At 62.3% G+C, this 26671-nt stretch carries 25 protein-coding genes and 1 pseudogene; 6 read left to right on the top strand and 20 right to left on the bottom strand.

Annotated features, from left to right (window positions below; genetic code table 11):
• Positions 1 to 22 precede the first annotated feature (22 nt).
• The 12 genes and pseudogenes from CDO35_RS17660 to CDO35_RS17605 all read right to left on the bottom strand — a co-directional run bounded on the left by CDO35_RS17660 (position 23) and on the right by CDO35_RS17605 (position 12533).
• Positions 23 to 520, bottom strand: a complete 498-nt coding sequence (locus CDO35_RS17660) for a chemotaxis protein CheW (RefSeq protein WP_099525977.1) — start codon at positions 518 to 520, stop codon at positions 23 to 25.
• Complete coding sequence (locus CDO35_RS17655; RefSeq protein ID WP_099525976.1) at positions 517 to 2685, bottom strand: chemotaxis protein CheA; 2169 nt, start codon at positions 2683 to 2685, stop codon at positions 517 to 519. Before CDO35_RS17655 ends, CDO35_RS17660 begins: the two co-directional genes overlap by 4 nt.
• 5 nt (positions 2686 to 2690) lie before the next feature.
• A complete protein-coding gene (locus CDO35_RS17650; RefSeq protein WP_099525975.1) occupies positions 2691 to 3002 on the bottom strand; it encodes an STAS domain-containing protein in 312 nt (103 codons plus the stop codon).
• 10 nt (positions 3003 to 3012) lie between these two features.
• Positions 3013 to 3381 (bottom strand): response regulator, encoded by a 369-nt coding sequence (locus CDO35_RS17645; RefSeq protein WP_099525974.1) that lies wholly within the window; start codon positions 3379 to 3381, stop codon positions 3013 to 3015.
• A gap of 10 nt (positions 3382 to 3391) precedes the next feature.
• Positions 3392 to 4009, bottom strand: a pseudogene (locus tag CDO35_RS23315) (methyl-accepting chemotaxis protein); the annotation flags it as partial.
• 716 nt (positions 4010 to 4725) lie between these two features.
• The gene (locus CDO35_RS17635; RefSeq protein ID WP_099525972.1) at positions 4726 to 5364 is read right to left on the bottom strand and encodes a response regulator; all 639 of its coding nucleotides are present in this window, start codon (positions 5362 to 5364) and stop codon (positions 4726 to 4728) included.
• A gap of 10 nt (positions 5365 to 5374) precedes the next feature.
• Complete coding sequence (locus tag CDO35_RS17630; protein ID WP_099525971.1) at positions 5375 to 6106, bottom strand: sensor histidine kinase; 732 nt, start codon at positions 6104 to 6106, stop codon at positions 5375 to 5377.
• A gap of 525 nt (positions 6107 to 6631) precedes the next feature.
• Positions 6632 to 7486 carry an ABC transporter permease gene (locus CDO35_RS17625; protein WP_099525970.1) on the bottom strand — a complete coding sequence of 285 codons (855 nt, stop codon included), beginning with the start codon at positions 7484 to 7486 and terminating at the stop codon, positions 6632 to 6634.
• A gap of 7 nt (positions 7487 to 7493) precedes the next feature.
• Positions 7494 to 8729, bottom strand: coding sequence for an ABC transporter permease (locus tag CDO35_RS17620; RefSeq protein WP_099525969.1), 1236 nt, complete (start codon positions 8727 to 8729; stop codon positions 7494 to 7496).
• A gap of 120 nt (positions 8730 to 8849) precedes the next feature.
• Positions 8850 to 9923: an ABC transporter substrate-binding protein gene (locus CDO35_RS17615; protein ID WP_099525968.1), complete on the bottom strand. Its 1074-nt coding sequence runs from the start codon at positions 9921 to 9923 to the stop codon at positions 8850 to 8852.
• A gap of 22 nt (positions 9924 to 9945) precedes the next feature.
• Positions 9946 to 11064, bottom strand: coding sequence for an ABC transporter ATP-binding protein (locus CDO35_RS17610; RefSeq protein ID WP_099525967.1), 1119 nt, complete (start codon positions 11062 to 11064; stop codon positions 9946 to 9948).
• Between the two features lie 269 nt (positions 11065 to 11333).
• Positions 11334 to 12533, bottom strand: a complete 1200-nt coding sequence (locus CDO35_RS17605) for a class I SAM-dependent rRNA methyltransferase (RefSeq protein ID WP_099525966.1) — start codon at positions 12531 to 12533, stop codon at positions 11334 to 11336.
• 138 nt (positions 12534 to 12671) lie between these two features.
• On the opposite strand from CDO35_RS17605, the gene CDO35_RS17600 reads away from it, so the two are divergent.
• The 5 genes from CDO35_RS17600 to CDO35_RS17580 all read left to right on the top strand — a co-directional run bounded on the left by CDO35_RS17600 (position 12672) and on the right by CDO35_RS17580 (position 17443).
• Positions 12672 to 13538: an HDOD domain-containing protein gene (locus tag CDO35_RS17600; protein ID WP_099525965.1), complete on the top strand. Its 867-nt coding sequence runs from the start codon at positions 12672 to 12674 to the stop codon at positions 13536 to 13538.
• Positions 13539 to 13622: 84 nt separating this feature from the next.
• A complete protein-coding gene (gene mutM, locus CDO35_RS17595) occupies positions 13623 to 14435 on the top strand; it encodes a bifunctional DNA-formamidopyrimidine glycosylase/DNA-(apurinic or apyrimidinic site) lyase (RefSeq protein WP_099525964.1) in 813 nt (270 codons plus the stop codon).
• An 86-nt stretch (positions 14436 to 14521) separates the two neighbouring features.
• The gene (locus CDO35_RS17590; RefSeq protein WP_099525963.1) at positions 14522 to 15100 is read left to right on the top strand and encodes a lysophospholipid acyltransferase family protein; all 579 of its coding nucleotides are present in this window, start codon (positions 14522 to 14524) and stop codon (positions 15098 to 15100) included.
• Positions 15101 to 15176: 76 nt separating this feature from the next.
• Positions 15177 to 15515 (top strand): hypothetical protein, encoded by a 339-nt coding sequence (locus tag CDO35_RS17585; protein WP_037005370.1) that lies wholly within the window; start codon positions 15177 to 15179, stop codon positions 15513 to 15515.
• 113 nt (positions 15516 to 15628) lie between these two features.
• Complete coding sequence (locus CDO35_RS17580; protein WP_208019972.1) at positions 15629 to 17443, top strand: Na/Pi cotransporter family protein; 1815 nt, start codon at positions 15629 to 15631, stop codon at positions 17441 to 17443.
• Between the two features lie 5 nt (positions 17444 to 17448).
• On the opposite strand, the gene ggt is transcribed toward CDO35_RS17580, so the two are convergent.
• The 7 genes from ggt to CDO35_RS17545 all read right to left on the bottom strand — a co-directional run bounded on the left by ggt (position 17449) and on the right by CDO35_RS17545 (position 24388).
• Positions 17449 to 19131 carry a gamma-glutamyltransferase gene (gene ggt, locus CDO35_RS17575; RefSeq protein WP_099525962.1) on the bottom strand — a complete coding sequence of 561 codons (1683 nt, stop codon included), beginning with the start codon at positions 19129 to 19131 and terminating at the stop codon, positions 17449 to 17451.
• A 107-nt stretch (positions 19132 to 19238) separates the two neighbouring features.
• A complete protein-coding gene (locus CDO35_RS17570) occupies positions 19239 to 19490 on the bottom strand; it encodes a YfhL family 4Fe-4S dicluster ferredoxin (RefSeq protein WP_004373873.1) in 252 nt (83 codons plus the stop codon).
• A 210-nt stretch (positions 19491 to 19700) separates the two neighbouring features.
• The gene (coaD, locus tag CDO35_RS17565) at positions 19701 to 20183 is read right to left on the bottom strand and encodes a pantetheine-phosphate adenylyltransferase (RefSeq protein WP_099525961.1); all 483 of its coding nucleotides are present in this window, start codon (positions 20181 to 20183) and stop codon (positions 19701 to 19703) included.
• A 77-nt stretch (positions 20184 to 20260) separates the two neighbouring features.
• A complete protein-coding gene (locus tag CDO35_RS17560) occupies positions 20261 to 20632 on the bottom strand; it encodes a phosphopantetheine adenylyltransferase (protein WP_099525960.1) in 372 nt (123 codons plus the stop codon).
• 1 nt (position 20633) lies between these two features.
• The gene (locus CDO35_RS17555) at positions 20634 to 22226 is read right to left on the bottom strand and encodes a GMC family oxidoreductase (protein ID WP_099525959.1); all 1593 of its coding nucleotides are present in this window, start codon (positions 22224 to 22226) and stop codon (positions 20634 to 20636) included.
• Positions 22227 to 22369: 143 nt separating this feature from the next.
• Complete coding sequence (locus CDO35_RS17550) at positions 22370 to 22915, bottom strand: twin-arginine translocation pathway signal protein (RefSeq protein WP_099525958.1); 546 nt, start codon at positions 22913 to 22915, stop codon at positions 22370 to 22372.
• 42 nt (positions 22916 to 22957) lie between these two features.
• Positions 22958 to 24388, bottom strand: coding sequence for a coniferyl aldehyde dehydrogenase (locus tag CDO35_RS17545; RefSeq protein WP_099525957.1), 1431 nt, complete (start codon positions 24386 to 24388; stop codon positions 22958 to 22960).
• A gap of 446 nt (positions 24389 to 24834) precedes the next feature.
• Here CDO35_RS17545 and CDO35_RS17540 point away from each other — a divergent pair, with 446 nt between their 5' ends.
• Positions 24835 to 25494 (top strand): TetR/AcrR family transcriptional regulator, encoded by a 660-nt coding sequence (locus CDO35_RS17540; protein ID WP_099525956.1) that lies wholly within the window; start codon positions 24835 to 24837, stop codon positions 25492 to 25494.
• Between the two features lie 186 nt (positions 25495 to 25680).
• Here CDO35_RS17540 and CDO35_RS17535 read toward each other — a convergent pair whose 3' ends face one another.
• Complete coding sequence (locus tag CDO35_RS17535) at positions 25681 to 26664, bottom strand: hydrolase (RefSeq protein ID WP_099525955.1); 984 nt, start codon at positions 26662 to 26664, stop codon at positions 25681 to 25683.
• Positions 26665 to 26671: the final 7 nt, after the last annotated feature.

Genomic DNA, 26671 nt, shown 5'->3' with positions numbered 1-26671 from the left:
AGGTGAGACCGGAGCCTTGTGGCTAGCTGCCTTCGCTGTTAGCTGATTTGCCAAGCGCTTCCAGGTCGAGAACCTGATCCAGCGCTAGAAGTGTGATGAAGCGTTCCCCCATGCGGACGACGCCGGTGATGAATTCGCTGCGCAGGTGGCTGCCAAATGCCGGGGCTGGCTGGATTTCTTCCGGGTCGATTTCGCGCACCGCGCTGACTGCATCGACCAGCACGCCGAGTGATTGCTGGCGGTCCTCGTCGGGGACGTCGAGGATGATGATGCAGGTGCGTTTGTTCAGCTCGGTGCGCGAGCCACCGAAGCGAGCCTGCAGGTCGATCACCGGCACCACCGAGCCGCGCAGGTTGATGGCACCGCGCACCGTGGCGGGCATGCGCGGTACCGGGGTGAAGCGCGTGTACTCGAGAATCTCGCGCACACTCAGCGAGTCGACGGCATAGTTCTCACCGCTGAGAACGAAGGTCAGGTACTGCTGCGTGGATTTTTCCGTTTCGAGCGCGGCCTCGTTCATGCTTCGATCCTCGCCCGCTGCGGGGCTTCCGATACGCGTGTGAGTTGGCCGAGCAGGCTCGGAATATCGAGGATCAGCGCCACCGTGCCATCGCCGAGAATGGTGAAGCCGCCGAGCCCGGGACAGGCCGAGAAGACCTTGCTCAGTGGCTTGATGACGGTCTGGAATTCCCCGAGTAGCTGATCCACCACCAGGCCTGCTCGCAGTCCGGCCTGATGCACCACGACTACGCTTTCGCGACGCGGTCGTGGGCTGTCGTCCTCGAACAGTTCGCGCAGGCGAACTACCGGCAGCATCTGGCCACGCAGCTCGAGGTGGCCGCGCTCGAACGGTTCATCGCTGTTCAGTTCGATGCATTCCTCGACCAGTTCAAGAGGGATTACGTAGCTGGCCTGACCGACGTTGACCAAGAAGCCATCGATGATGGCCAGCGTCAGCGGTAGGCGGATTCGTACCGTGGTGCCCTGGCCAAGTTTGCTGTCGAGGTCGATGGTGCCGCGCAGTGCGGTGATATTGCGTTTGACCACGTCCATGCCGACGCCGCGACCGGAGAGGTTGCTGACCTGTTCGGCAGTAGAGAAACCTGGCTCGAAGATCAGGTTGAAAACGTCTTTCTCAGCCAGTTGCTGGCCTTCGTTGAGCATGCCGCGCTCGCGAGCCTTGGCCAGAATGCGCTGAGGATCGAGGCCACCACCGTCGTCACCGACCTCGATGACGATGCTGCCAGCATCGTGGAAGGCATTCAGCCAGACGCGCCCCTGTGCCGGTTTGGCATTGGCCATGCGTTTGTCCGCGGGCTCGATGCCGTGGTCCATGGCGTTGCGTACCAGGTGCGTGAGCGGATCGGTGATGCGCTCGACCACCGTCTTGTCCAGCTCGGTTTCGCCGCCGCTGATGCTCAGCGCGATGTCTTTGCTGATCTCCCGTGAAACGTCGCGCACCACCCGCTGGAAGCGGTTGAAGGTGGCGCCGATCTGCACCATGCGCAGCGGCAGGGCGGAGTCGCGCACCTCTTCGACCAGGCGCGACAGCACTTCGGTGGCTTCCTGCATCTCGCTGTGGCCACAGCGCTGTGCGGTCATCTGTGCACCGGCGCCAGCGATGATCAGCTCGCCTACCAGGTCGATCAGTCGATCCAGTTTGCTGGCATCGACGCGGATCAGGTTGTTCTCGTTGTTACGGTTGTCCTTGATCTGCTGCTGCTTCTGCAGGGCAGCGGCGATCACCGGTGGTTGTACCAGGCTTTCTTCCATCAGCACCTGGCCGATGGGGCGGGTTTCGGCACGCTGCTGGCTCTGGACCTGGGTGTGCAGCACTTCCTGCAGCTCGGTGGCCGTGAGGGTGCCGCAGCGCATGAGGATTTCCCCCAGGCGCATGTCCTCTTCGGGGAGCGCGCGGATCAGCTCAAGATACTGGTCGGACTTGCTGTGTGGAGGCAGGATGCGAATCAGGCTGTCTTCACGGACGAACTCGAAGGCACCATCGATGGTGGCTTTGTCCGCGTCGCTGTAGAAGGCAACCTCGAAACCCAAGTAACAGGTTTCCGGGTCCATTTCAGCTGCGGCTGGCATGCGATCCAGTACCGGCACCAGGCTGACGATGCGTCCGAAGGTATTGAGGTAACGGAACAGCCCCAGCGGGTCCATGCCGTTACGCAGGGTGTCCGGACCGAAGCGCAGCGAGATATGCCAGTGGTCGGCGCTGAGGCCGTGTTCGTGTCCTCGCTCGATCCGCTCGGTGGCACGCAGTTGGGACTGACTATCAGTCGATGGCAGGTAGCGGCTCAGGCAATCGCCAAGCTGGGTGTGCAGCGGCTGAACTTCGGCAGGCAGGCTGCTCAGATCTATGCCTTCATCGACCAGCCTGACCAGCTCACCGAGATGGTCGCGTACCTGCAGAAACAACGCCGTCAACTCAGCATCGAAGCGTAGTTCACCGCTGCGGACACGGTCGAGAACGCTTTCGGCGATATGGGTGAACGCCACGATCGCGTCGAGGCCGAACAGTCCAGCTGAGCCCTTGATGGTATGCGCCGCTCGGAAAATGGCATTGATGGTGTCGCTATCGCCCGGCGCATGCTCCAGCATCAGCAGTGCTTCTTCCATCTGCTGCAGCAACTCTTGGCTCTCGGCGATGAAGACTTTCAGAACCTCGTCCATGTCCATGCGGGCTACTCGCTCGTCGGCTTGATCAGGATGGGGTCGCCGAAGAACGACGCCAGCCCGCTTAGCTCGAAGGCTTCGATCACCGCCGGGCTATGGTTGGTAAGGCGCAGGTCGCAGCCAATGCGCTGGGCTTCGTGTTTGGCCATGATCAGCAATTGCAAGCCCGCACAATCGATTTCGTCGAGGGCGGACAAGTCCAGCTCCAGCTCGGTTTCGGGCGCCAGGGCGTGCAGCAGCAAGCCCATATTCTCGCTGGCGCTGTAGATGTTCAGGCCGCCTTCGAGAGGCAGGATGCGGTACAGGCCGTCACTGCTCATGGCCAAGTGCTCAAGGCAGGATCAGCTTGGAGACGGCATTGAGCATCTGCGCCGGCTGGAAAGGCTTGACCACCCAGGCTTTGGCCCCGGCTGCGCGGCCTTCGTCCTTCTTCGCTTCGCCGGCTTCGGTGGTGAGCATGATCACCGGGGTGAACTTGTAGGCAGGCAGTTGCTTGACGTTCTTGAGGAAGGTGATGCCGTCCATGTTCGGCATGTTCACGTCGCTGATGATCAGGTGCACCTTGCGCCCGTCCAGCTTACCCAGTGCATCCTTGCCGTCGCAGCCTTCGATCACGTCGTAGCCAGCGCCCTTGAGCGTGATGCTGACGACCTGTCGGATGGAGGCGGAGTCGTCGACGATGAGTACGGTCTTGCCCATTGGGTGAACCTCAGAAGAAAGTGATTTCGGAATCATTACGCTTGGCGGGTGCTTCGCCTCGGTGGATGTCATGCTGTTCGGGCATGGTGTAGGTCTGGGACAGCTCTTCCAGCCAACGCGGGATGTCCAGAGGCGCGGGTTGATTGCCGAGGCTGCGGTATTCGTTGCGCGAGAGGATCTGTTCGAGCAGCTTGTCGATATCGCCGCTGACATGCCCGAGCATCTGGCTGATGCGATCCTGGAATTGCAGCGAGACCAGTACTTCTGCGATGTCCTGGGCGACGATTTCGCTCTGGCTGCGCATCGCTTCGTTGTGGCTGACGATGCCGCTGGCGCTGTGGTGGAAGCGGGTGATCACGCCCTTGATGACGTCGCTGGCATTGTTCAGGGTGACGGCGTCGGTCTTGGCGTATTCGCGGGAGATGTTCAGCGTCTTGTGAATCGCGCTGTTGACGATGGTCACGGTCTCGCCGATGCGCTGGCCGGTGCTGCCGGACATGGTGGACAGCTTGCGTACTTCGTCGGCGACCACGGCGAAGCCTCGACCGCTCTCGCCCGCACGTGCGGCCTCGATAGCGGCGTTTAGTGCCAGCAGGTTGGTCTGTTTGGCGATATCAGCGACGTCCTGCGCCATGTCCTGCAGTTGGTCGGTGAAGCTCGACAGCTCCATGACTTCCTTGAGCAGCGACTCCTTGCTTGCCAGCGCTTCGCGCAGAGCCATGATGATCATGTCCAGCTCGTGCTGGCTGGTGGACAGCAGTGCGACCAGGCGATTGCCGGCCTCGCGTTCGGGGCCGTTGCCCAGGCTCTGCTGAATGCGTACAGCGAGGTTGGCGAAGCGCTCGCTCAGTGCACTTATGGCTTCTTCGGTATGGTTGCGAGCGGAGTGAATCTGTTGCGACCAGAGTGGCAGCGTCTGTTCGCAAAGCTCTTCTATATCGTGAGATACAGGTTGCTCGTCACTGCTCTGGACTTCGACGGGCTGCTGCGATGACCTGAGCCGTTTCTGCTGGAGCAGTAGGGCACCACCAATCACCAGCAGGCCAGCCAGCGCGACAAGGGTATTCAGCCAGCCAAGGCCAACCAGAACAACAGCCACGGTGCCTGCCAGCAGCGTTAGCGATGGGATAACCAGGGGGAGGTTCTGCTCGCGCACGTCTTGGCTCCGCGACTGCTGGGGTCAGGTGATCGCGGAACAGTTGCCAGGCTAGAAGGGGGAGGTTCCTGCAGGGTGCCTGTCATCGTTCCGTCGACATCTGGAGGATGCATTAGGCACTTGGGTGGGGGCATCGGAATACGCTGGATTTGCGCGTAGATTTGTCCCGCTTTGGGCTAGGGAAATCCTCAGTCGGGCTCGGAAATGCTGAGTCTGCTGGCGAACTTGATCATGTCGGCGTTGTTGGAAAAGCCCATCTTCTCCATCAGATTTATCTTATGGGTGCTGACGGTCTTGTTGCTGATCATCAGTTGTTCGGCGATCTGATTGACGCTAAGGCCATCTGCCAGCAGTCGCATGATCTGGAACTCTCGATTGGTCAAACTGTCCAGGCCGCAAGGTGGGTTCTGCTTGAGGCTGTTGAGGGCGATCTGTTCGAGCAGCTCGGGGTCGATGTAGCGGGCGCCAGTGCTGACTTTCTTCACGGCCGCGATCAGCGTCTCGGGCGACTGGGTCTTGGTCATGTAGCCGGTGGCCCCCGAGCGCAGCACGCGCATGGCGACATGGGGGTCGTTGTGCATGCTGAGCACCAGAATCGGCAACTGCGGATGCTGATGGACGAGGCGTGAGATTAGCGCCTCACCACTGAGGCCGGGCATGCTGATATCCAACAGGAGAAGATCGATATCCTTCATTTTCAGGCGCTCCAATGCCTGTAGACCGTTGGCCGCCTCGCCGGCTATGCAGATGTCCTTGTCCAGTTCGAGTAGCCGTTTCAGGCCTTCTCGCATCATCGTGTGATCGTCGACGATCATGAGGTTGATCATAGGCTTTCCTTCATCGATTGATTTTCACGGGGAATATTGCCTGGACGATGGTGCCCTGGCCGGGGTGGCTGAAAATGATCACGGGGCCACCCAGTTGCTTGCCGCGTTCGCGCATGCCGGACAGCCCGGTGGAGTCAGGCAGTATGTCGCTGAGGATGAAGCCCTGTCCGTCATCGAATATCTCCAGTACGTAGTCATTCTCGCGCCGCTCCAGGCTCACTTCAGCCCGGGTGGCATTGGCGTGGCGCAGGATGTTGGTCAGCGACTCCTGGACTATGCGATAGAGGTGGGCGGCGCGTCCCGGTTCCAGGTCTAGGTTCTGCTTGGGCAAGTTGTAGCGACAGTCGACCTCGGAGAGCTGGCGGAATTCATCGATCAAGCCTTCGAGGGTGCTGCTCAGGTTGTGCTGCAGTTTCTTGATGGGTGCCCCATTGCTGATTTCACGGATGACTTCGATGGCCCCGAGGGAAATGGCAGTCAGGCGTTCGATGTGGCCCAGCAAGTCAGGGCGATCCTGGCCGAGATGGATGCGCAATACGCCCAGTCCTTGCTGCAAGGCAGTGAGTTGCTGCCCTAGCTCGTCGTGCAGCTCGCGCGCGATACGTTTGCGCTCCTGGGTGCGGGCGAGAGTGCAGAGCTTGGCCAGTTGCGGCTGGCAGCTCGAACAGACGGCTTCGGTATCTGGTGTTTGCTGTTTGCGAGGAAGGAGGGCGTAGCGCGAGAGCGTCGTTGTTATGTTCACCTTAGCTCTATCTCTTCTTGGCGCGGGGCGGGCAATCCACCGCTGGGCTGGCACAGAGTTGGACGTTCTTCTTGCCTGGCGTACGGGTCGCAGGTGAGGAGGGACGCCCAACATCGATAGAAGAAGTAACGGAAGCTAAGGGCTTCACTCGCCGGAGGCGGGTGAGTTGAGATGTGCGTTCCCCTGTTTCCAGTCACTTGGACGAGAGGCCGGTACCGTTCAGAGGCAGTCGGTGCAGCTCAGCGGTTTAGCTGCACCTGTGTGCATCCGTCTCCATATATGGGGCAGCGGCCGGTTTGTGGCGGGGGAGGGGCGGAGCGAGCGCATCGGCCACTAGGTGGCTGATGCCTTCGTGGGAGGGCGTGATCATGGTACGGGCTCTGCTTGTCTGATGAACTAGCATATCGCCCGTGTGGTTCATGAGGACAGCGAGAAATAGGCCTGACGCTGGAATATTGGCGTACTAGACGCTCTTGTGTCGTGCTCAGGTATGTATCGGACTATTACTGGCACTGACGTGCTCAATTAGTTTGGTATCTCGATCCCTCGCATGCGCTCCGCGCGGCGGCGCAACAGTTCGATGGTCACCAGCAAGGCGATGGACACTAGAATCAGCAGGGTGGCGATGGCCAGGATGCTCGGGTTGATCTGCTCGCGCAGGCCCGAGAACATCTGCCGTGGAATGGTGCGCTGTTGTGGGCCGGCCATGAACAGGATCACCACCACTTCGTCGAACGAGGTGATGAACGCGAATAGCGCGCCGGAAATCACCCCGGGGCGGATCAGCGGCATGATCACGTCGAAGAACACGCGAATCGGCGTGGCGCCGAGATTCAGCGCCGCGCGCGCCAGGCTGTAGTCGAAGCCGGTCAGCGTGGCGGTGACGGTGATGATGACGAACGGCGTGCCCAGCGCCGCGTGCGCCAGAATCACCCCGAGGTAGCCACCGGCCAGACCCAGGTTGGAGTAGAAGAAGAACATCCCGGCAGCGGTGATGATCAGCGGCACGATCATCGGCGATAGCAGCAGGGCGGTGATGAAGCGGCGAAACGGCATCTCATCGCGGGCCAGGCCTATGGCGGCGCAGGTGCCCAGAATGGTGGCGAGGATGGTCGAGAGGATGCCGATGAAGAAGCTGTTCTTGATCGCCAGTATCCATTTCGGATCGTTGAATATCTCCCGGTACCAGCGCAGCGAATAGGCCTCGGGGTCGAGGGTGAGCATGCCTTCGGTGAAGCTGAAGAACGGCTCGGCGTTGAACGACAGCGGCACGATCACCAGGATCGGCAGGATCAGGAACAGCAGCACCAACCAAGAGCTGGCCTTGAGCAGCCAGTGTCCGAGGTGGTGCCAGAAGCCGTAGTAGGCGGGGATCTTCATCGTCTCATCATCCCAACTTGATGTTGCTGGCGCCGACGAAACGGTCGTACACCCAGTACAGCAGCATGATCAGCCCGAGCAGCAGCGAGCCCAGCGCGGCGGCCAGCTCCCAGTTGTTCGAACGCTGCATATGGAAGGCGATGATGTTGCTGATCATCTGCCCGTCGGTGCCACCGACCAGTGCCGGGGTGATGTAGTAGCCGACCGAGATGATGAACACCAGCAATGCTCCGGCGCTGAGCCCTGGCAATGTCATCGGGAAATAGATGCGGGCGAACGCCGGTATTGGTTTTTCGCCCAGGCTGAGTGCGGCGCGCATGTAGCTGGGGTCGATGCCGCGCATCACGCTGTACAGCGGCAGGATCATGAACGGCAGCAGGATGTGAGTCATCGCCACCACGGTGGCGAACGAGGTGTAGAGCATCTCGAAGGGCTGACTGATCAGGCCGATGCCCATGAGGAAGGAATTGATCACGCCGTTGGTCTGCAATAGCGCGATCCACGAGGTGGTACGCACCAGCAGCGAGGTCCAGAACGGCAGCAGCACCAGCACCAGCAGCAGGTTGGCGCGGTTCGACGGCAGGCCGGCGAGGTAGTAGGCCAGCGGGTAGCCGAGCAGGGCGCAGAGCAGGGTGATGACCAGCGCCATGTTCAGGGTCTTGGTATACAGCTGCAGGTAGATCTGCGTGTCCTGGCGCACCTGGATGCCGTCGTCGGGGTGCAGTTCCAGGTCCAGGGCCGTCAGGTAGTAATCGTAGGTGTAGACCTTGCCGGAACGCTCGATGGCGTACCACAGCTCGGGTTTGCTCCAGTTGCGATGGGCATCGAGCAGGGTTTGCACACCCTGGGCCTGCAGCGCTTGTGCATCCAGCCTGCCGATACGCCGCGCGGTAGATTTGACCACGCTGGACATGCCCGTATAGGCGCGGTTGAACTCCTCGGACAGCTTGCCTGACAGGCGCTGCTCGTTGAGCGTGTGCAGTTCGCTGACGAATACCTGCAGGGTCTTCTCGTCTGGCAGTTGCTTGTGATCTTCCCAGCGTTCGAGCTCGGCCAGGGTCTGCGGAATCAGTTCGGCCACGGTCGGGTGATACACGCTGCGCCACAGCATGGTACCGATGGGGGCGACGAAGGTGACGATGATGAACAGCAGCAGCGGCACCACGAAGAGAAAGGCGGCGAGGCGTTTCTTGCGACGGGCGCTGGCGGCTTGGCCGGCTTCGCTGGTGGTCAGGGATGACAAGGTGTTACTCCGGTGGATTCAGCCCAACTGTTCCCCCCGACTCCTGTAGGCGGTGCTTCAGCGGCGACGGTCGCGGCTAAAGCACCTCCCACAGGTCGGGGGAGACAGGATGCTGGTGCTTTACTTCAACAGCCACTCGTTGAATTTCTCACCCAACGACTCGCCATAGTCAGCCCAGAACTCGGAGCCAGCCTGGATGCCTTTATCCAGGTGAGCGGTCGGCAGGTGCGGCGTCGCAGTCTGGTCTGCCAGCGGCATGGACGACTTGCGGGTCGGGCCGTAGGCGACGTCCGGCATGCCCGCCAGCGGCTTGGAACCGGTGGCGTACTTGATGAACTCCATGGCCAGCTCTTTCTTCTTGGTGCCCTTGACGATGGCCCAGGCGTCGAGGTCGTAGACGTGGCCGTCCCAGACGATTTCGAAGGGCTTCTTCTCCTGCACGATGGCGTCGTAGAAGCGGCCGTTGGCCGATTGCACCAGTACCGCGCCACCGTCGTTGAGCAGTTGCGGCGCTTGCGACCAGGAGTCGAACCAGACGATGTCTTTCTTGATGCTGGCCAGTTTGTCGAAGGCGCGTTGTTGGCCTTCCGGCGTGGCCAGCACTTCGTAGACTTCCTCAGGCGCCACGCCATCGGCCATCAGCGCCCACTCCATGTTCACCTGTGGGCGTTTGCGCATGGCGCGCTTGCCAGGGATCTTGGTGGTGTCGAAGAAGTCGCCAATGCTGGTGGCCTTGGTGCCGCCGATGGTGTTGTCGTTGAAGGCGAACACCACCGACCAGACGATGTTGCCCACCGCGCACTCACTGGCCAGTGCTTCGGGAATGAAGTCCTGTGCTGCTGCGGTGCCGTCGATGCCGGCCGGCAGCACGCTGTGGTCGAGGGTTTCCAGCAAGCCTTCGGAGCAGGCGCGCTCGAGGTCGATCACTTCGAAGTCAACCACGTCCCACTGGATGTTGCCGGATTCGACCTGAGCCTTGATCTCGGCAACGCCACCCGAGTAGTCCTCGAACAGTACCTTGACGCCGGATTCCGCCTGGTACGGGTCGATGACGTGTTTCTTCTGCGCGGCGCCGTAGGACCCGCCCCAGGAAACCACGGTAAGGCTGTCCTGGGCGGTGGCGCTGCCCGTTGCCAGTCCCAGTGCCGCCACCAGGGCGAAGGTGGAAACGCTGGTAGTCAGTGATCTAGCCATTGCTGTGCTCCATTTGCTTCTACTAGTTGTGGGTGGGGACTTCCGATCGATCCAGGGCCTGGCTGTCTTCCGGCAGCCAGGCCAGGGCGACCTCTTCCTGAGTGCTGAGTTGCGGGGCTGAACTGTCGTTCAGGTTCTTCACCACCAGCTCGCTGCCGCTGGCGGTTTCGAAGTGGTAGCGGATGTATTCACCGACGTAGTGGCGGGTGACGAAGCGGGCCTTGACCTGATTGCCAGCGGCGCCAAGGCGGTCGGTGAAGTTGAGTTTTTCCGGGCGCACCGAGACGGTGGTGGCTTGGCCGATTTCCGTGCAGTTGGCCTTCAGGGTGCTGACCAGGCCGCCATCCTGCAGGCGCACTTCGACGCGCTCTTCGCTGACGCTCTCGATCACGCCGGGCAGCTTGTTGCTTTCACCGATGAAGTCGGCGACGAACATGTTGGCCGGGCGCTCGTAAAGTACGTGGGGCGGCGCGCATTGTTGCACCACGCCGTTGTTGAACACGGCGATGCGGTCGCTCATGGTCAGCGCTTCGGTCTGGTCATGGGTTACGTAGATCACAGTGAAACCGAGCTGCTCGTGCAGGCGCTTGATCTCGAACTGCATCTGCTCGCGCAGCTTCTTGTCCAGCGCGCCGAGGGGCTCGTCCATCAGCACGATGTCCGGGGCGAAGATCAGCGCGCGGGCCAGGGCCACACGCTGGCGCTGGCCACCGGAGAGCTGGCCGGGGTAGCGACCGCCAAAGGCCTGCAGTTCGACCAGGGCGAGGTACTCCTCGACCTTGGCGCGAATCTCGTCCTTGGGTAGTTTGCGGATCTTCAGCGGGTAGGCCAGGTTCTCGCGGATGGTCATGTGCGGGAACAGCGCGTACTGCTGGAAGACCATGCCGATGTTGCGATCGTAGGGGGCTATGCTGGTGACGTTGCGGCCGTTGATCAGGATCTCGCCGCTGGTCACGTCCTCGAAGCCGGCTAGCATCATCAGGCAGGTGGTCTTGCCGGAACCGGAGGGGCCGAGCAGGGTGATGAATTCGCCCTTGGCCACATTGAGGTTGAAGTCCTTGACCACCAGGGTCTTGTGATCGTAGGTCTTCTTGACGTTGGTGAATCGCAGGAACGCGTCGTTCCCAGCCTGCGCAGTCATAGTCCTCCCCGCTATACGCAATGTGGAGTCAGCTCGTGGCCAAGGCTCCAACTTCTGAGTCGATTCACCCCCTTCGTGGGAGGCGATCGTTATGTTGATAGCTAAAAGCAATAAGCAAGCCAGATGACTGATGGCCGGCTGATAGCGCTCTTCTATGCAGGTTCAAGCCTAGTCGATGCTGGGAGAGATGCGAGGCGGGTGTGGGGGGAGGTAACAGCGCGGGAAGAGAGGGGGCACCTGCCGAAACGCACTCGGCAGGTGCAGGCTGCTCAACTGTTGGGCAGCAGGCGAACGGTGAGACTCTTGATGTAGCGAGTTTCAGCGATGGCCGGGTGTACCGGATGATCGGGGCCCTGGGCGCCGCGCTCGAGCAGCTGGATGTTGCGGTCCAAGTGACGCGCGCTGGTCAGCAGGATGTTCTGCAGGTTGTCTTCCTCCAGGTGCATGGAGCAACTGGCGCTGACCAGGATGCCGTCCTTGTTGAGCAGGCGGATGGCAGTTTCGTTGAGACGACGATAGGCCGCTTCGCCGTTCTTGATGTCTTTCTTGCGCTTGATGAAGGCGGGTGGATCGGCGATCACCACGTCGAAGCGCTCCTCTGCGGATTTCAGTTCGCGTAGCGCGGCGAACACATCGCCTTCGACGCAGGTGACCTTCTCGGCGAAACCGTTGAGCGTGGCATTACGTTCCACGCCGTCGAGGGCGAAGGCCGAGGCGTCCACGCAGAACACTTCGCTGGCGCCGAACGCCGCGGCCTGCACGCCCCAGCCGCCGATGTAGCTGAACAGGTCGAGCACGCGCTTGCCTTTGACGTAGGGCGCCAGGCGCGCGCGGTTCATGCGGTGATCGTAGAACCAGCCGGTCTTCTGTCCTTCGATCACCGGGGCTTCGAACTTCACGCCGTTCTCTTCCAGCGCTACCCACTCCGGCACCACGCCGAAGGCGGTGTCGACGTAGCGCTCGAGTCCTTCGGCGTCGCGCGCGGCGGAGTCGTTCTTGAACAGAATGCCGCTGGGCTTGCACACCTGGATCAGCGCGGCGAGCACGTCATCCTTGTGCGCCTCCATGGTGGCGGAAGCCAGTTGGACCACGAGGATGTCGAAGAAACGGTCGACCACCAGCCCCGGCAGCAGGTCGGAGTCGCCATACACCAGGCGGTAGCAGGGCTGGTCGAACAGGCGCTCGCGCAGGCTCAGGGCCACATTGAGGCGATGCACCAGCAGTGACTTGTCCAGCACATGCTTGACGTCGCGCGACAGCAGGCGGGCGCAGATCAGGTTGTTCGGACTCATGGCGACGATGCCCAGCGGCTTGCCGCCGGCCGCTTCCAGGACGGCCTGGTCGCCGGCAGCGAAACCATGCAGCGGGGTGGCGGCGACATCGATCTCGTTGCTGTATACCCACAGGTGGCCGGCGCGCAGGCGTCGGTCGGCGTTGGCTTTCAGGCGCAGACTGGGCAGGGAAGACATGAGTTCGGGCTCCGCGGGGAAAAGAGCGGGATTATAGCGGTTTGCGCGCCAGGCCGGCGTTTACAAAAGTCGGCTGCGAGCAGGTCGGTGCTTTGGCTAGACTGTGTCCTACTTCTCATCCTGCACGATTCCCTTTCCATGACCTACGAACTCACCGCCGAACAGATCCAGCAAGTCCTGCAGGGGATCAGCGTACCGCCACAACCGCAGATCATGGTCGACCTGCAGATGGAGCAGATCATGCCTAATCCCGATCTGCGCAGCATCGCCAAGCTGATCAGTCAGGACCCGGGGCTGTCCGGCTCGCTGCTGAAGATCGTCAACTCCCCGCATTTCGGCCTGGCCAATCGCATCGCGTCGATCCAGCAGGCGGTCAACCTGCTGGGTTGCAACACGGTGATCAACCTGATCAACGCGCAGTCGATCAAAGGTGAGCTGACCGACGAGGCCATCCTGGTACTCAACCGTTTCTGGGACAGTGCTCAGGATGTGGCAATGACCTGCCTGACCCTGGCCAAGCGCCTTGGTTATCACTCGCCTGACGAGGCCTACAGCCTGGGGCTGTTCCACGATTGCGGCATTCCGCTGATGCTCAAGCGCTTCCCCAATTACATGCAGGTGCTGGAGGAAGCTTACGCCAGCGCCAGCGACGAGCGTCGCGTGGTCGATACCGAGAACCGCCTGCTGACCACTAACCATGCGGTGGTGGGGTACTTCACCGCGCGTTCCTGGCGCCTGCCGGAACACCTCTGCGAGGTCATCGCCAACCACCACAACGCCCTGTCGATCTTCAGCGACGACTCCGGGCGCGATGCGCAGCTCAAGACACTGCTGGGCATCCTGAAGATGGCCGAGCATGTCTGCGAGAGCCATCGTGTGTTGGGTGGCCAGGCCGTCGACATGGAGTGGCAGTACATTTCGCAGCCGATCCTGGAGTATGTGGGACTCTCGGAGTACGACTTCGAAAACCTGCGAGAGAGCATCCGCGATCTAGCCGTGCTCTGAGCCCTCGTTCGCTGGGCGGCGCTCTACCGCTTGGCAGGTCGCTCCTGCTAAGGTGGCGCACCGCCGTTCTGCTGCCGTATAGCCATGCCTGAATTACCCGAAGTCGAAACTACCCGTCGCGGTATCGCCCCCTATCTTGAAGGTCAGCGCGTCAGCCGCGTGATCGTGCGTGAGCGCCGTCTGCGTTGGCCGATCCCTGAAGACCTGGACGTGCGTCTGTCCGGCCAGCGGATCGAGTGCGTCGAGCGGCGCGCCAAGTACCTGCTGATCAAGGCCGAAGTCGGCAGTCTGATCAGTCACCTGGGCATGTCCGGCAGTCTGCGCCTGGTCGAATGTGGCCTGGCTGCGGCCAAGCATGAGCATGTGGATATCGAGCTGGAGTCCGGCCTTGCCCTGCGTTACACCGATCCGCGGCGTTTCGGTGCACTGCTGTGGAGTGAGGACCCGCTGACTCACGTATTGCTCAGCAAACTCGGGCCGGAGCCGTTGGGCGGGTTGTTCGACGGTGAGCGTCTGTTCCAGATGTCGCGTGGGCGCAGCATGGCCGTCAAACCCTTCATCATGGATAACGCCGTGGTGGTGGGCGTGGGCAACATCTACGCCACCGAAGCGCTGTTCGCTGCCGGCATCGATCCACGCCGCGAGGCTGGCTCAGTCTCGCGTGCGCGTTACCTGCGCCTGGCCGAGGAGATCAAACGCATCCTCGCCCATGCCATCGAGCGTGGTGGTACTACGCTGCGCGACTTCGTCGGTGGCGATGGTCAGCCCGGATACTTCCAGCAGGAACTGTTCGCCTACGGGCGTGGCGGCGAATTCTGCAAGGTCTGTGGCAGCACGCTGCGTGAGGTCAAACTGGGCCAGCGGGCGAGTGTTTACTGTCCCAAGTGCCAGCGCTGAGCAGATGACGATCTGCCAGATGGGCGAGCCGTAGGGCATGTGAAACCCGCCCTACGGCATAAAAATAAGAAAAACGAAGGTGTTAGATGTCCGGCAACTATCTACCGCGCAATCCGGCTGCCGAATGGCTGGGGCGCAGCGTGCTGAAATTGATGGGCTGGCGTATCGAGGGGCAGTTGCCGCAACTCGACAAGTTCGTTGCCATCGGCGCTCATCACACGTCCAACTGGGACTTCGTGATTTTCATCGCGCTGAAATTCGTGCTGCGCCTGAATGCTCGCTGGTTCGGCAAGCACAGCATCTTCGGCTGGCCCTTCGGCGGCTTGATGCGCAGTTGGGGCGGTATTGCGATTCGTCGGGATCGCCAGTTGAATACCGTCGAACAGGCCATTCAGGCTTTTCGCGAGCATGACGAGTTCATTCTGGTGCTCTCGCCCGAGGGCACACGCAAGAAGGTCGAGCGCTGGAAGATGGGCTTCTACCATATAGCTCTGGGCGCAGGCGTGCCCATCGTGCTCGGGGCGCTGGACTACCAGAATCGTCGCGTGGTGATCGGCCCGACTTTTCAGCCAAGCGGTGACGAGAAAGCCGATCTGGCCACGATGCTGGCGTTCTTTCGTCCTTATGTACCGAAAAAGCCGGAATACGCCTTTCACGGCGATTGACGTCCGTCACGCTGACAATTATCAATGCGCTGTTATAGTTACTGGCACTTTCCCGAATAATTTGAAGGATCGATCCATGAAAGCGTTCCGCACTTCCGCTGCTGTCCTGGCGCTGACCTCTGGCCTGCTGGCGCTATCGGCGCAAGCGGAAGTGGTTCAGCAGAACGCCAGCGGCGATCCGCTCTACACCGTCGAGGCGCCCAAGGGCTATGCCATGATCGGTGATCTGGTCATCGCTCGCCCGCTGTTGATCGGCGCCACTGCCATCGGTGCTGCAGCCTTCATCGTCAGCCTGCCGTTCACCGCATTGGGTGGCAACGTTGGTGAAGCTGCTCAGTCTCTGGTAGTCGAGCCGGGCAAAGAGGCCTTCGTACGTTGCCTGGGCTGCACCAGCAGCGGCTACAAGCGCGACTGATCCGCTACACCGCTTGATGCGGCCTCTCGTCTCCTCACGGAGGCGAGAGGCCGTTTGCGTTTGAACGCCGAGAAAAGGAAGAAACGGTGGTAATAAAGTCCCTGCGCTGGGTGATGCTGTTGCTGGTTGTGTCGGGGCTGATCGCCTCGTTCTGGTTCAGCCAGGGCTGGCTGCAACTCTGCGCCGGTTTGGCGATCTTCCTGTTCGGCATGCAGTGCCTGGAAGAAGGCCTGCGTCAGCTGGCGGGCAGCAAGCTGGAGCAGATACTCGGGCGCAGTACGTCCACGCCGTTCAAGAGCCTGTTGTTCGGTGTCGGCGGCACCCTGTTGCTGCAGTCCAGTACCCTGGTATCGCTGCTGACCATCGCCTTTATCAGTACTGGGCTGATCCAGCTGGCCGGCGGTATCGCCATTCTGTTCGGTGCCAACCTCGGCGCTACCAGCGGCATCTGGTTGTTGGCGCTGGCCGGGCAAAATCTCAGCCTGAGTCCGCTGGCCCTGCCGCTGCTGGTGTTCGGTGTGCTGGCCGGTTTCTTCGGGCCCAAGAGCAAGGCAGCCGGGCGCATCGTACTGGGTATCGCTTTCATCTTTCTCGGCATTGACCAGATCAAGGAAGGTTTCGCCAGTTTCGGTGATGGGCTGGACATGACCGGCCTGCAGGAAGGCGGACTGCGTGGGGCGCTGCTGTTCACCGCCATCGGCATGGCGATTACCGTGGTGCTGCAATCGAGCCACGCCACGCTGATGCTGACGCTGGCTGCATTGGCCAGTGGTCAGCTGGAGCTCGGTCAGAGCCTGGCCATCGCCATTGGCTCGAATATCGGCAGCAGCGTGACCACCGCTTTCGTCGGCTCGCTCGGCGGTAACCGCAACGGCCAGCGCCTGGCGCTGGCCCATGTGCTGTTCAACATCACCACCGGCGTTATCGCCTTCTGTCTGCTCGGTCCGCTGACCTGGCTGGTGCATGTCTTGGCCGAGCCGTTGGGCCTTGGCGAGAACAGCCTGATTCAGCTGGCGATGTTCCACACCCTGTTCAATGCCATGGGCGTGGCGCTGTTCTGGCCACTTCAGAGGCGCCTGGCTCAGTACTTGATTCGTTGGCTGCCGGACCGAGTCGAGCCGCAGGTATTGATTACCGAACTGGCGTCCGAGCAGGTGACCGAGCCCGAGCGTACCCGCGCCCGCTATCTGAACGAGCGCGCTCTGGATTCGGTCGATGCAGCATCCGGCGCGGTGGTGCAGGAGCTGGGGCATCTTGGCCGCTTGAGCCTGGAGGTGATCTGCCATGCCCTGTATCTGCCGGTCGATCAACTGGCGCAGGCCAAAGGGGATGAGCGGGTGTTGCAGGCCAAGCCCGCACCGGGTGGCCTCGATGCCGAGCACTTGTATCAGTTTCACATCAAGGGTGTGTATGGCGATCTGCTGAGCTTCATGGGGCGCATGGACTTGCCCATGGATGAAGCGCACCAGCAGTTCTGGATCAGCTGCCAGCTGGCGGCGCTGCAACTGGTAGATGCGGTCAAGGATGCCAAGCACCTGCAGAAGAACCTTGGCCATTACCTCGATGCGCCACCGTCGGCGGCGCGCGATGCCTATGTGGAGTTGCGTCGTCATCTGTTGACGACTCTGCACGAGGTGCGCGAGCTGGCACGCTCGGACATGCCTGACGAAATGTGGCAGTCACGCCTGCGGTGGTTGGATGAGCAGGCAGCGAGCTTTGATGCGCAGTTCCGCCAACGGCTGTTCGCTGAGGTGCGCTACGGCCATCTCGACGGCCTGCAGACCAGCTCGCTGATGAATGACCTGGGCTACGTCAGTCGCATCTTCCAGAGCCTGCGCAACGTGCTGATGCTGGGCAGCGAGCAGGCCTTGTTCCGGGAACTGCGCAAGTTCGGTGACGAACAGGAGAGCCTGATCAGGCTCTCCTGATTCGGTCACTCCGAGCCTTCGTTCACAGCTTGTGGAAGTGCTGTGCCTATCCCGCGTGGATCGCTCGCCGCCTGTACCTCGCCGCTGACCTTGTCCCAGAACAGCACCTTCTGGTTGCCGTACTGCCGATCCAGGCGTTTGAGTTCGTAGCCGCGCCGTTGCAGCTCGGCGACTTGTTCATCGCTGAAGGTATCTGGCTCATGCTCGATCACGTCGGGCATGAACTGGTGGTGGTAACGCGCCACCGCAGGCCAGCGCTCGATGGGCTTGTCGTCCAGGTATTCGAGCATCGACAGCAGCACCATGCTTGGGATACGGCTACCGCCGGGGGTGCCGAAGGCGGTGAATTCGTCGCTGCTTTCGATGAAGCTCGGGCTCATGGATGACAGCGGGCGTTTGCCGCCTGCGATGGTATTGGCCTGGCTGCCGGCCAGGCCATAGGCGTTGACGCCCTGAACATCGGCGGCGAAGTCGTCCATCTCGTCGTTGAGCAGCACGCCAGTGCCGGGCACGGTGAAGGCGGCGCCGAACGGCAGGTTGATCGACAGCGTTGCAGCGACAGCATTGCCCTCGGCATCGAGTACGGCAAAGTGAGTGGTGTGATCGCCTTCGTGCCAGGTGCCGGCAGGCGGCAGACTGGAGCTGGGGGTCGCCTGCTCGGGGTCGATGCTGCCGGCGAGCACGGCCAGATGCCCCGGCGACAGCAACTGCTCTACGGGATTCTTGATGAAGTCGGGGTCGCCCAGCAGGCCGCGGTCACGATAAGCGCGGCGCAGCGCCTCGACCACGTAATGCACGCGCTGTACGGGCTCGGCGTCGCGCCAGGGCAGTTGTTCGAGTATCGCCAGGCTTTGCGCCAGGGCTATGCCGCCAGCCGAGGGTGGCGGTGCGCTGATCAACTCACGGCCATCTTCCAGGGGGAAGCGCAGTGGCGCTCGGCGGGCAATACGGTACTCACGCAGGTCATCCTCGGACCAGATGCCGCCGGCATGGCGCACGCCTCTGACCAGGCGCTCGGCTATCGGGCCGGTATAGAAGCCCTCCCGGCCATGCTCGGCCAGTGCTTGCAGGGTGGCAGCCAGATCCGCCTGACGCAGCAGATGGCCCTCGGCGGGAATTTCGCCCTGGTCGAGAAATAGCTTGGCACTTTCGGCATCGTCACGCAGCGCGGCCAGGCGCCAGGTTGCGCGTTCGCGGTAGACGCGGTCGACCGCGAAGCCTTCATTGGCTAGACGGATTGCCGGAGCCAGACTGGTTTTCAGCGGCAGGCGGCCGTGCTTTTCGGCCAGTTCGACCAACGCCGCCGGTAGCCCCGGAATGGCAGCGGCCAGCGCACCGTTGAGCGACAGTTCACGCTGTACCTTGCCATCGCGGACATAGAGGTCCGGTTTGGCCTCCAGGGGCGCGCGTTCGCGGGCATCGAGGAAGTCGTAGCCAGGCGTTTCGCCGGCAGTACGTAGCAGGAAGAAACCGCCGCCACCAAGCCCTGAGCCATAGGGTTCGACCACGGCGAGTGCGGCGCTGGCTGCCACGGCGGCATCGAAGGCGTTGCCGCCGGCATCGAGCATCTGCTGTGCTGCAGCGGTCGCTGCTGGGTGAGCGGTGGCAATGGCGGGTTGCTGCGGAGCGGCCTGAGCGAGAAGGCTGGCACCGAGCAGCAGGGTCGATAGCAGGAGTTTGCGCAACATGCGATCTACCAGAGGCGGCTGAGGGAGGCTGGAAGCTTAACAGCCTTGCTCAGAGGAGGGCAGAACGGCGCGGGGGAAACGGGAAGCCCGCAGCCTCCCGGGGTGGATCAGGCCTTGCCGGTGATGATGCGATACTTCTGCATCAGTTCATCCTTGCTCTCGACGTTGTTCTCGTCGAGCGGGATGCAGTCCACCGGGCACACCTGCTGGCATTGCGGCTCGTCATAGTGGCCGACGCATTCGGTGCACAGGTTGGGGTCGATCACGTAGATCTCCTCACCCTGGGAAATGGCACCGTTGGGGCACTCGGGTTCGCAGACGTCGCAGTTGATGCAATCGTCGGTGATGATCAGGGACATGGGGCAACTCCTGTCGAGGCGCTGGCTTCGACACTTTACGGGCAACGATGCTGCGAATTGTGCCGGATTGGCGAGCCTTGTGCCATGAGCCTGGTCAGGCAGTCGCTTTGCCCTCTCTCTCGTATACGGGAGAGGGGGGAATCCTGGCGTCGCTTCTACCCTCTCCCATGAATGGGAGAGGGTCATCAGGCGGCCACGAGTGGCCGGCTTTCAGTGTTTGCGGAAGCGCTCGTTCAGCGCGTCGGCCACGGCGGGGTGAACGAACTTGGTGATGTCACCACCCAGGGCGGCGATCTCGCGCACCAGGGTCGAGGAAATGAAGGAGTACTTCTCCGACGGGGTGAGGAACAGGCTCTCGACGTCCGGCGCCAGTTGGCGGTTCATGTTGGCCAGCTGGAATTCGTACTCGAAGTCCGACACCGCACGCAGGCCGCGCAAGAAGACATTGGCGTTCTGTTCCTTGACGAAGTGCGCCAGCAGCGAGGAGAAACCCACCACTTCGACATTCGGCAGATGCTTGGTCACCTCGCGGGCCAGCTCGACACGTTGTTCCAGCGGGAACAGCGGGTTCTTCTTGGGGCTGGCGGCGACAGCGATGATGACGTGATCGAACAGCCGCGCGGCGCGCTCGACCAGATCGCCATGGCCTTTGGTGATGGGGTCGAAGGTACCCGGGTACAACACTCGATTCATCGCTTCGTCCTGTTCGAGGCGGCAAGAGTCGCGGATGGTAGCGCAGCGTTTCCCTCGCGGCCAAGCGTGACGAAAGCTCAGTGGCTGCGCAGGTGCAGCAGCAGTGCCGGTATCAGGCAGGCGAGGGCGATCCAGTCGGCGATTACCACGCGGCGCAAAGCCTCGTTGTAGACGGGCGCGCTCCACGCCAGCAGGAGGAACGCGAGCACGCTGATCAGTCCGCCGGTCAGGGCCGCGCTACGTAGCGCCGGAACGAACGCCGCTGCCACCAGCAGGGCGCCGAGCAGGCCGAACAGCACCGCGCGGTGGCGCATCAGTATCTGCAGGTTGGGCTCGTCGAGAGCGATGCCATACAGCGCATTGAGGCGTTCACCGCCGAGCACGCCGACCACTGGCAGCAGGTGGATGACCCCGGCTACCAGCAGGAAAAAGGCGATCAGCTTGCTCATCTCAGGCCCTCAGCCGTTCGGCCAGCAAGGTGGCCAGTTTCGAGGTCAGCCCGTAGATCGACAACTGCGGGTTGGCGCCGATGCTGGTGGGGAACAGCGAACCGTCGTGGATCGACAGGTTATCGAGCTGATGGTGGCGGCCCAGGCTGTCGACCACTGCCTGCTGCGGGTCTTCGCCCATGGCGCAACCGCCCATGACGTGGGCGCTGCCGAGGCGGGTGCGGTAAAGCGCGAGATCGAGCTGTTCGATCAGCTCTTTGGCCTCCTTCCACGTTCTCACGTAGCCGGCATCGGCATGCATCGGCATCACCGCCTTGGCCCCGGCCGCGAACTGGATTTCGGCCATGGTCAGGAAGGCGCGGCGTACGCCGTCCCAGGTGTAGTCGGTCATCTGGTAGTCGAGCACCGGGCTGCCGTCACCGCGCAGCTCCACACGGCCTTCGGCGCAATCGGGATGGAAGCCGTCGCGCAGCAGGGCGAGCATCACATTGGTGTGCGGCAACTGCTCCATGCGCAGGGCGTTCTCGCGGCCGAACTCGCCGAGCAGGGTGGCGGTCAGTGCCGGCTGCAGTGGCGGCACTTCAAGCTTGAAGGACAGCCGGCCAGTGGTGCCGTCATCCCACTGGAAGTGGTCGGAGTAGAGCGATTGCGGCGCGCCGTAGAAGGGATTGATGACCTGCTCGAACTGCGCCGCAGAGAAGTTCACCAGGTGCAGGTAGGTGCGTCGACCGACGCGCTTGTGCGGGTCAGGCACTGCAGAGCGCAGCAGCAGCCCGGGCGTGTTGATGCCGCCGCCGGCCAGCACGTAATGCCGCGCCTTGACGCGAATGCGCTTGCCGGTGGGCGCCACGCAGCGCGCGTCCATGCCCAGGCAGTCGATGCCGACCACCTTGTCGCCTTCGATCAGCAGCTTGTCGGCGCGAGCCAGATAGAGCAGCTCGCCGCCTGCGTCGAGGGTGGCGGGAATGGTGGTGACCAGCATCGACTGCTTGGCGTTGGTTGGGCAGCCCATGCCGCAGTAACCGAGGTTCCAGCAGCCACGCACGTTGCGCGGGATCACCGCCCAGTGATAGCCGAGCTTGTCGCAGCCCGTGCGGATCACCTCGTTGTTGGCATTTGGCGGTATGGCCCAGGGGGCGACGCCCAGGCGTTGCTCCATCTTCTCGAACCAGGGCGCCATGGAAGCGACATCATGGCCCTTCACGCCATGGGCCTCGGCCCAGTGCGCCAGGGTCTGCGGTGGCGTGCGGAAGCTGCTGGTCCAGTTGACCAGGGTGGTACCGCCGACGGCGCGCCCCTGCAGGATGGTGATGGCGCCGTCCTTGCTCATGCGGCCGATGCCCTCCTGATAAAGGTTCGGGTAGGCCTCGGCCTCCTGCATCTTGAAGTCGTCGCTGGTTTTCAGCGGGCCTTCTTCGATCAGCAGCACCTTGTAGCCGGCGGCGCTGAGGATTTCCGCCGTGGTGCCGCCACCGGCGCCGCTGCCGACGATGGCGACATCGGCCTCCAGCGTCAGGTCGTTTTCCAGACGCGAACCGTCGTATGTCTTCCAGCCCTTGGTCAGGCCTTGCTTGAACAGATCGGGTACAGGCATTTCAGGCTCTCTTGTCGTTATCAGTGACGCCGGCAATTTCACGTGTAGGAGCGAGTGGGTAGGGTGGGCTTCAGCCCACCAAAGCTGGCCGCTGTGGGTGGGCTGAAGCGGCTCGCCGTCCGGCCCGGCCTACGGGTCAGCCGCTATACGGTAGGTGGACCGGGATAGCCGCAATGCGCCCAGGCCTCCTGGCGGCTGTACCAGGCCATCATCACCAGTTGCAGCAGTGAGGCATGGCCCATGCGCAGCAGGCTCAGGCTGCTGTTTTGCCAGCGCTTGAGGAACTGCCGCACGTCATCGCCGCTGGCGTTGTCCCAACTGCCCCAGACCCCAGTCAGCGGACCACGGGTGATGGGCAGGGCCAGGACGTCGAACAGCTGTACGGTGAGTTTCAGCATCTCCGGCGACAGGTGCGCCAGGCTGCTGTCGAGGCTCTTCAGCGTACCGTCGATGGCCTGCGGCATCTGTTCGGCGCTGACGGCGCCGTCGAGCATCACCGGGATCAGCGCACGTAGAAACGGCAGATCGCTGCTGCGCAGAATCAGGTAACCGCCAGCAGGTGTGCTGGCCGAGCAGCCGCTGAGCGTTGCGGTCAGCCCGGCAGTGCCGAGCAGCGCTGTGCCCATCAGACCGACCTTGAGCAGGCTGCGCCGCGAGAGTTGCGGCGCGTCGAGTGTGGTGTCGTTCATTGTTGTTATCACCAGGCGTAGAGCGGGCCAGGCCCGCGTAGATCAGCGTACGAACAACTTGTAGACCAGCTTCTGCAGCGCCTTGCCATACGGCGGATAGATCAACCGTGCGGCGTTGAAACGCTGCTTGATGAACACGCCCTTGGCCTTGCTGAAGGTCAGGAAACCTTCGTGACCGTGGTAGTGACCCATGCCCGACGGGCCGACGCCGCCGAACGGCATGTCGTCCTGGGCCACGTGCAGCAGGGTGTCGTTCAGGCACACGCCGCCAGAGTGGGTTTCATGCAGCACGCGCTGCTGCTCGCGCTTGTCGTAGCCGAAGTAGTACAGCGCCAGCGGGCGAGGTCGCGCGTTGACGTAGGCGAAGGCATCTTCGATACGGTCGTAGGGCACCACCGGCAGCAGCGGACCGAAGATCTCGTCCTGCATCAGTTTCATGTCGTCGTTGACGTCCAGCACCAGGCTCTGCGGCAGGCGCCGGCCTTGGGCTTCGGGGTACAGCGGGACGACGCGCGCGCCCTTGGCTTCGGCATCCTGCAGGTAGCCGTTGAGACGGGCCAGCTGGCGCTCGTTGATGATCGCGGTGTAGTCCGGGTTGTCCTTGAGCTGCGGGTAGAAGCGCTGCACCACCTCACGGTAGGCACTGACGAAACCGTCGATGCGGTCTCGCGGCACCAGTACGTAGTCCGGCGCCACGCAGGTCTGCCCGGCATTTAGCGTCTTGCCGAAGGCGATGCGTTCGGCGGCGTCCGCCAGCGGTACGTCGGCAGAGACGATGGCTGGAGACTTGCCGCCCAGCTCCAGGGTCACCGGGGTCAGGTTCTCCGCGGCGGCGCGCATAACATGCTTGCCGATGCTGGTGGCGCCAGTGAACAGCAGGTGGTCGAACGGCAGCTTGGAGAAGGCCATGCCGACTTCCGCTTCACCCAGGGCGACGCTGACCAGATCCTCGGGGAAGATGCGCGCCAGTAGATCCTTGACCAACTGCGAGGTGACCGGGGTGGACTCGCTCATCTTGATCATCACCCGGTTGCCGGCGGCCAGTGCGCCGGTCAGCGGACCGATGGCGAGAAACAGCGGGTAGTTCCACGGCACGATGATGCCGACCACGCCCAGCGGCTGGTAGATGACCTTGGCCGAGGCCGGCATGAACTGCATGCCGACGCTACGTCGTGAGGGTTTCATCCACTTCTTGATGCGCTTGGTCGCGTAATGGATGCCGTGCAGGCTGGGCATCAGTTCGGCGAGCAGGGTTTCGTCGGCTGAGCGGTTGCTGAAGTCTGTGGAGATCGCCGCCACCAGGGCGTCCTGCTGCTGGGTCAGCAGCTCGCTCAGGGATTTCAGCCACTGGATACGTTGCTCGGCCGATGGCATCGGATTGGCGGCAAAGGCAGAGCGTTGCTGGGCGAATGTGGCGTCCAGCTGGTTGATCTGCTGTTGACTGTGCTGCAGGTAGGCGATGTCGGCGACCATGGGTTTCTCCTCGACGTTCCAGCGGGCAGGCTGTTGAAAAACTATCTGCGTTGTCATCGCTGCGTTAAAAACAGGCTCGTGCGCGAGTCCGATCAAAATACTCATTTACAGCTTGTAAAGTCGGTCGCGACCCCGGCCTTTTTTCGCCTGTTTTTGCCTTGCGCTGACTGTCTCGGCTCGGGCTTCCTGCTTCGCTCTAACTCCTGCATCCATGCAGTCGTCGCCGACGTTTTTAAACAGCCTGCTGGAGGCGGCTATAAGCCGCGATTAGGCTGCGCTAGATTTTTAGAGCAATTACTCTAATGTGTCAAATAGGATGCCGCGCCGCCGCCCTTGCTGCACCCTAACCAAAGGCCTGCTGCGGCTTATGCGGTGCATCTGGGGGTAACACTTCGGCGGATTCGCCTGTACCTTTGCCACTTTTGAAGTCGAGATCGAGCTGCGTCATGGCGCCACCCAAGACCCGCGACCGCATCGTTGCCGAGAGCCTGGCTCTGTTCAACAGCCAGGGCGAGCGTAACGTCACCACCAATCACATTGCCGCGCACCTGGGCATGTCGCCGGGCAACCTGTATTACCACTTCCGTAACAAGCAGGTGATCATCGCCGAGCTGTTCGCCCAGTACGAAGCGCAGGTCGACAGCTTCCTGCGCCTGCCCGAAGGCCGCGCGCTGACGGTGGAGGACAAGACCTTCTACCTGGAAGCACTGCTGGCCGCGATGTGGCACTACCGCTTTCTGCATCGTGACCTAGAGCATCTGCTGGAGTCCGATGCTGAGCTGGCCGAGCGCTATCGTGCCTTCGCCCGACGCTGCCTGGTGGGCGCGCAATCGATTTATCAGGGCTTCGTCGAGGCGGGCATCCTGCTGATGAGCCCGGCGCAGATCGAGGCATTGACGCTCAACAGCTGGATCATCATGACCTCTTGGGTACGCTTTCTCTGCACCACAGGCGCCAACCCGGACAACCTCAGCCAGGACATGCTGCGCCGCGGTATCTATCAGGTGCTGGCGTTGGAAGGGGGCTACCTGGCACCTGCGGCGCGCGAAGCGGTTGAGGCGCTGTATGGCCGGCTCCATGTGCCGCTGGAGCAGGTGCTGGGGTGATTGATCATGCAGTACTGCCTCTGTGGGAGGGGCTTTAGCCGCGATCTTTTCGCCGCTGAAGCGCCTCCCACAATCTGCAGTGACTGCCGTGCTCGGTTGCAATCCGGAAAGGCCTTTGTCGCATCTTCCCGGATTTCATCCGAGCTACGGCTCTTGCCGCCCGTGTAGGAGCGGCTTCAGCCGCGATTAGCCGAGGTCAGCCAACCACTGTGGAATACGCCGCTCCAGGTAATACACCGGTTTGCGCGGGCTGCCCTCGACGAAGCCGACATGGCCGCCCTTGGCGTGCAACTCGAACTCGGTGCCCGGGGCCAGTTCGCTGGCTTCGGGCAGGCTGTGACGGAAGATGAAGGGGTCATCCTCAGCCTGGATCATCAGCGTGCGCGTACGGATTTCACCCAGGTAGAAACGGCTGGAGGCGCGGCGGTAATAGTCGTGAGCATCGGCGAAGCCGTGCAGCGGCGCAGTGATGCGGCCGTCGAAGTCCCAGAAGGTGCGCATGCCATCCAGCGGGCCGAGGCGCTCCAGTACCGACAGGCGTTCGCCCTGGCCGCTCTCAACGAACAGGCGTTGCTTGTTGTTCACGTAGGCGACCATCTCGCGCATGAAGTGCGCCTGGTACACCCGCGAGAAACCCAGGCCGATGCGGTCGGCGCACTGGTCCAGACGAAACGGCACCGAGACCGCCACCGCGCCCTGCAGCTGGCTCTGCTCGCCGCTCTCACCCAGGTACTTGAGCAGCACGTTGCCGCCGAGCGAATAGCCGACGGCGTACAAGGGGGCCATTGGTCGTTGCGTGCGCAGATGCGCCACGGCCGATGCCAGATCTTCGCTGGCGCCAGAGTGGTAGCCACGCGGCAGCAGATTGGGTTCTCCGGAGCAGCCACGCCAGTTCAGTGCGGCACTGGCCCAGCCACGCGCGGCCAGCGCCTGCTGCAGGCCGAGCACGTAGAGTGAATTGGAACTCCCGGTCAGACCGTGCAATACCAGCACCAGCGGCGCATGGGCGTCATGCGGGCCGTACCAGTCGAGGTCGAGGAAGTCGCCATCGTCCAGCCACAGCCGCTCGCGCTGCCGTTCCAGTTGCGGCGGTTTGCGACAGAAGGGGTTCCACAGCGTCTGCAGATGCGGGCCGGGGAGCCACCATGCGGGTTGGAACGTTGCGGGCATAGACCTA

The organism is Pseudomonas sediminis (assembly GCF_002741105.1).
Classification (GTDB): Bacteria; Pseudomonadota; Gammaproteobacteria; order Pseudomonadales; family Pseudomonadaceae; genus Aquipseudomonas; species Aquipseudomonas sediminis.
This window is presented reverse-complemented; position numbering and strand designations above follow the sequence as displayed.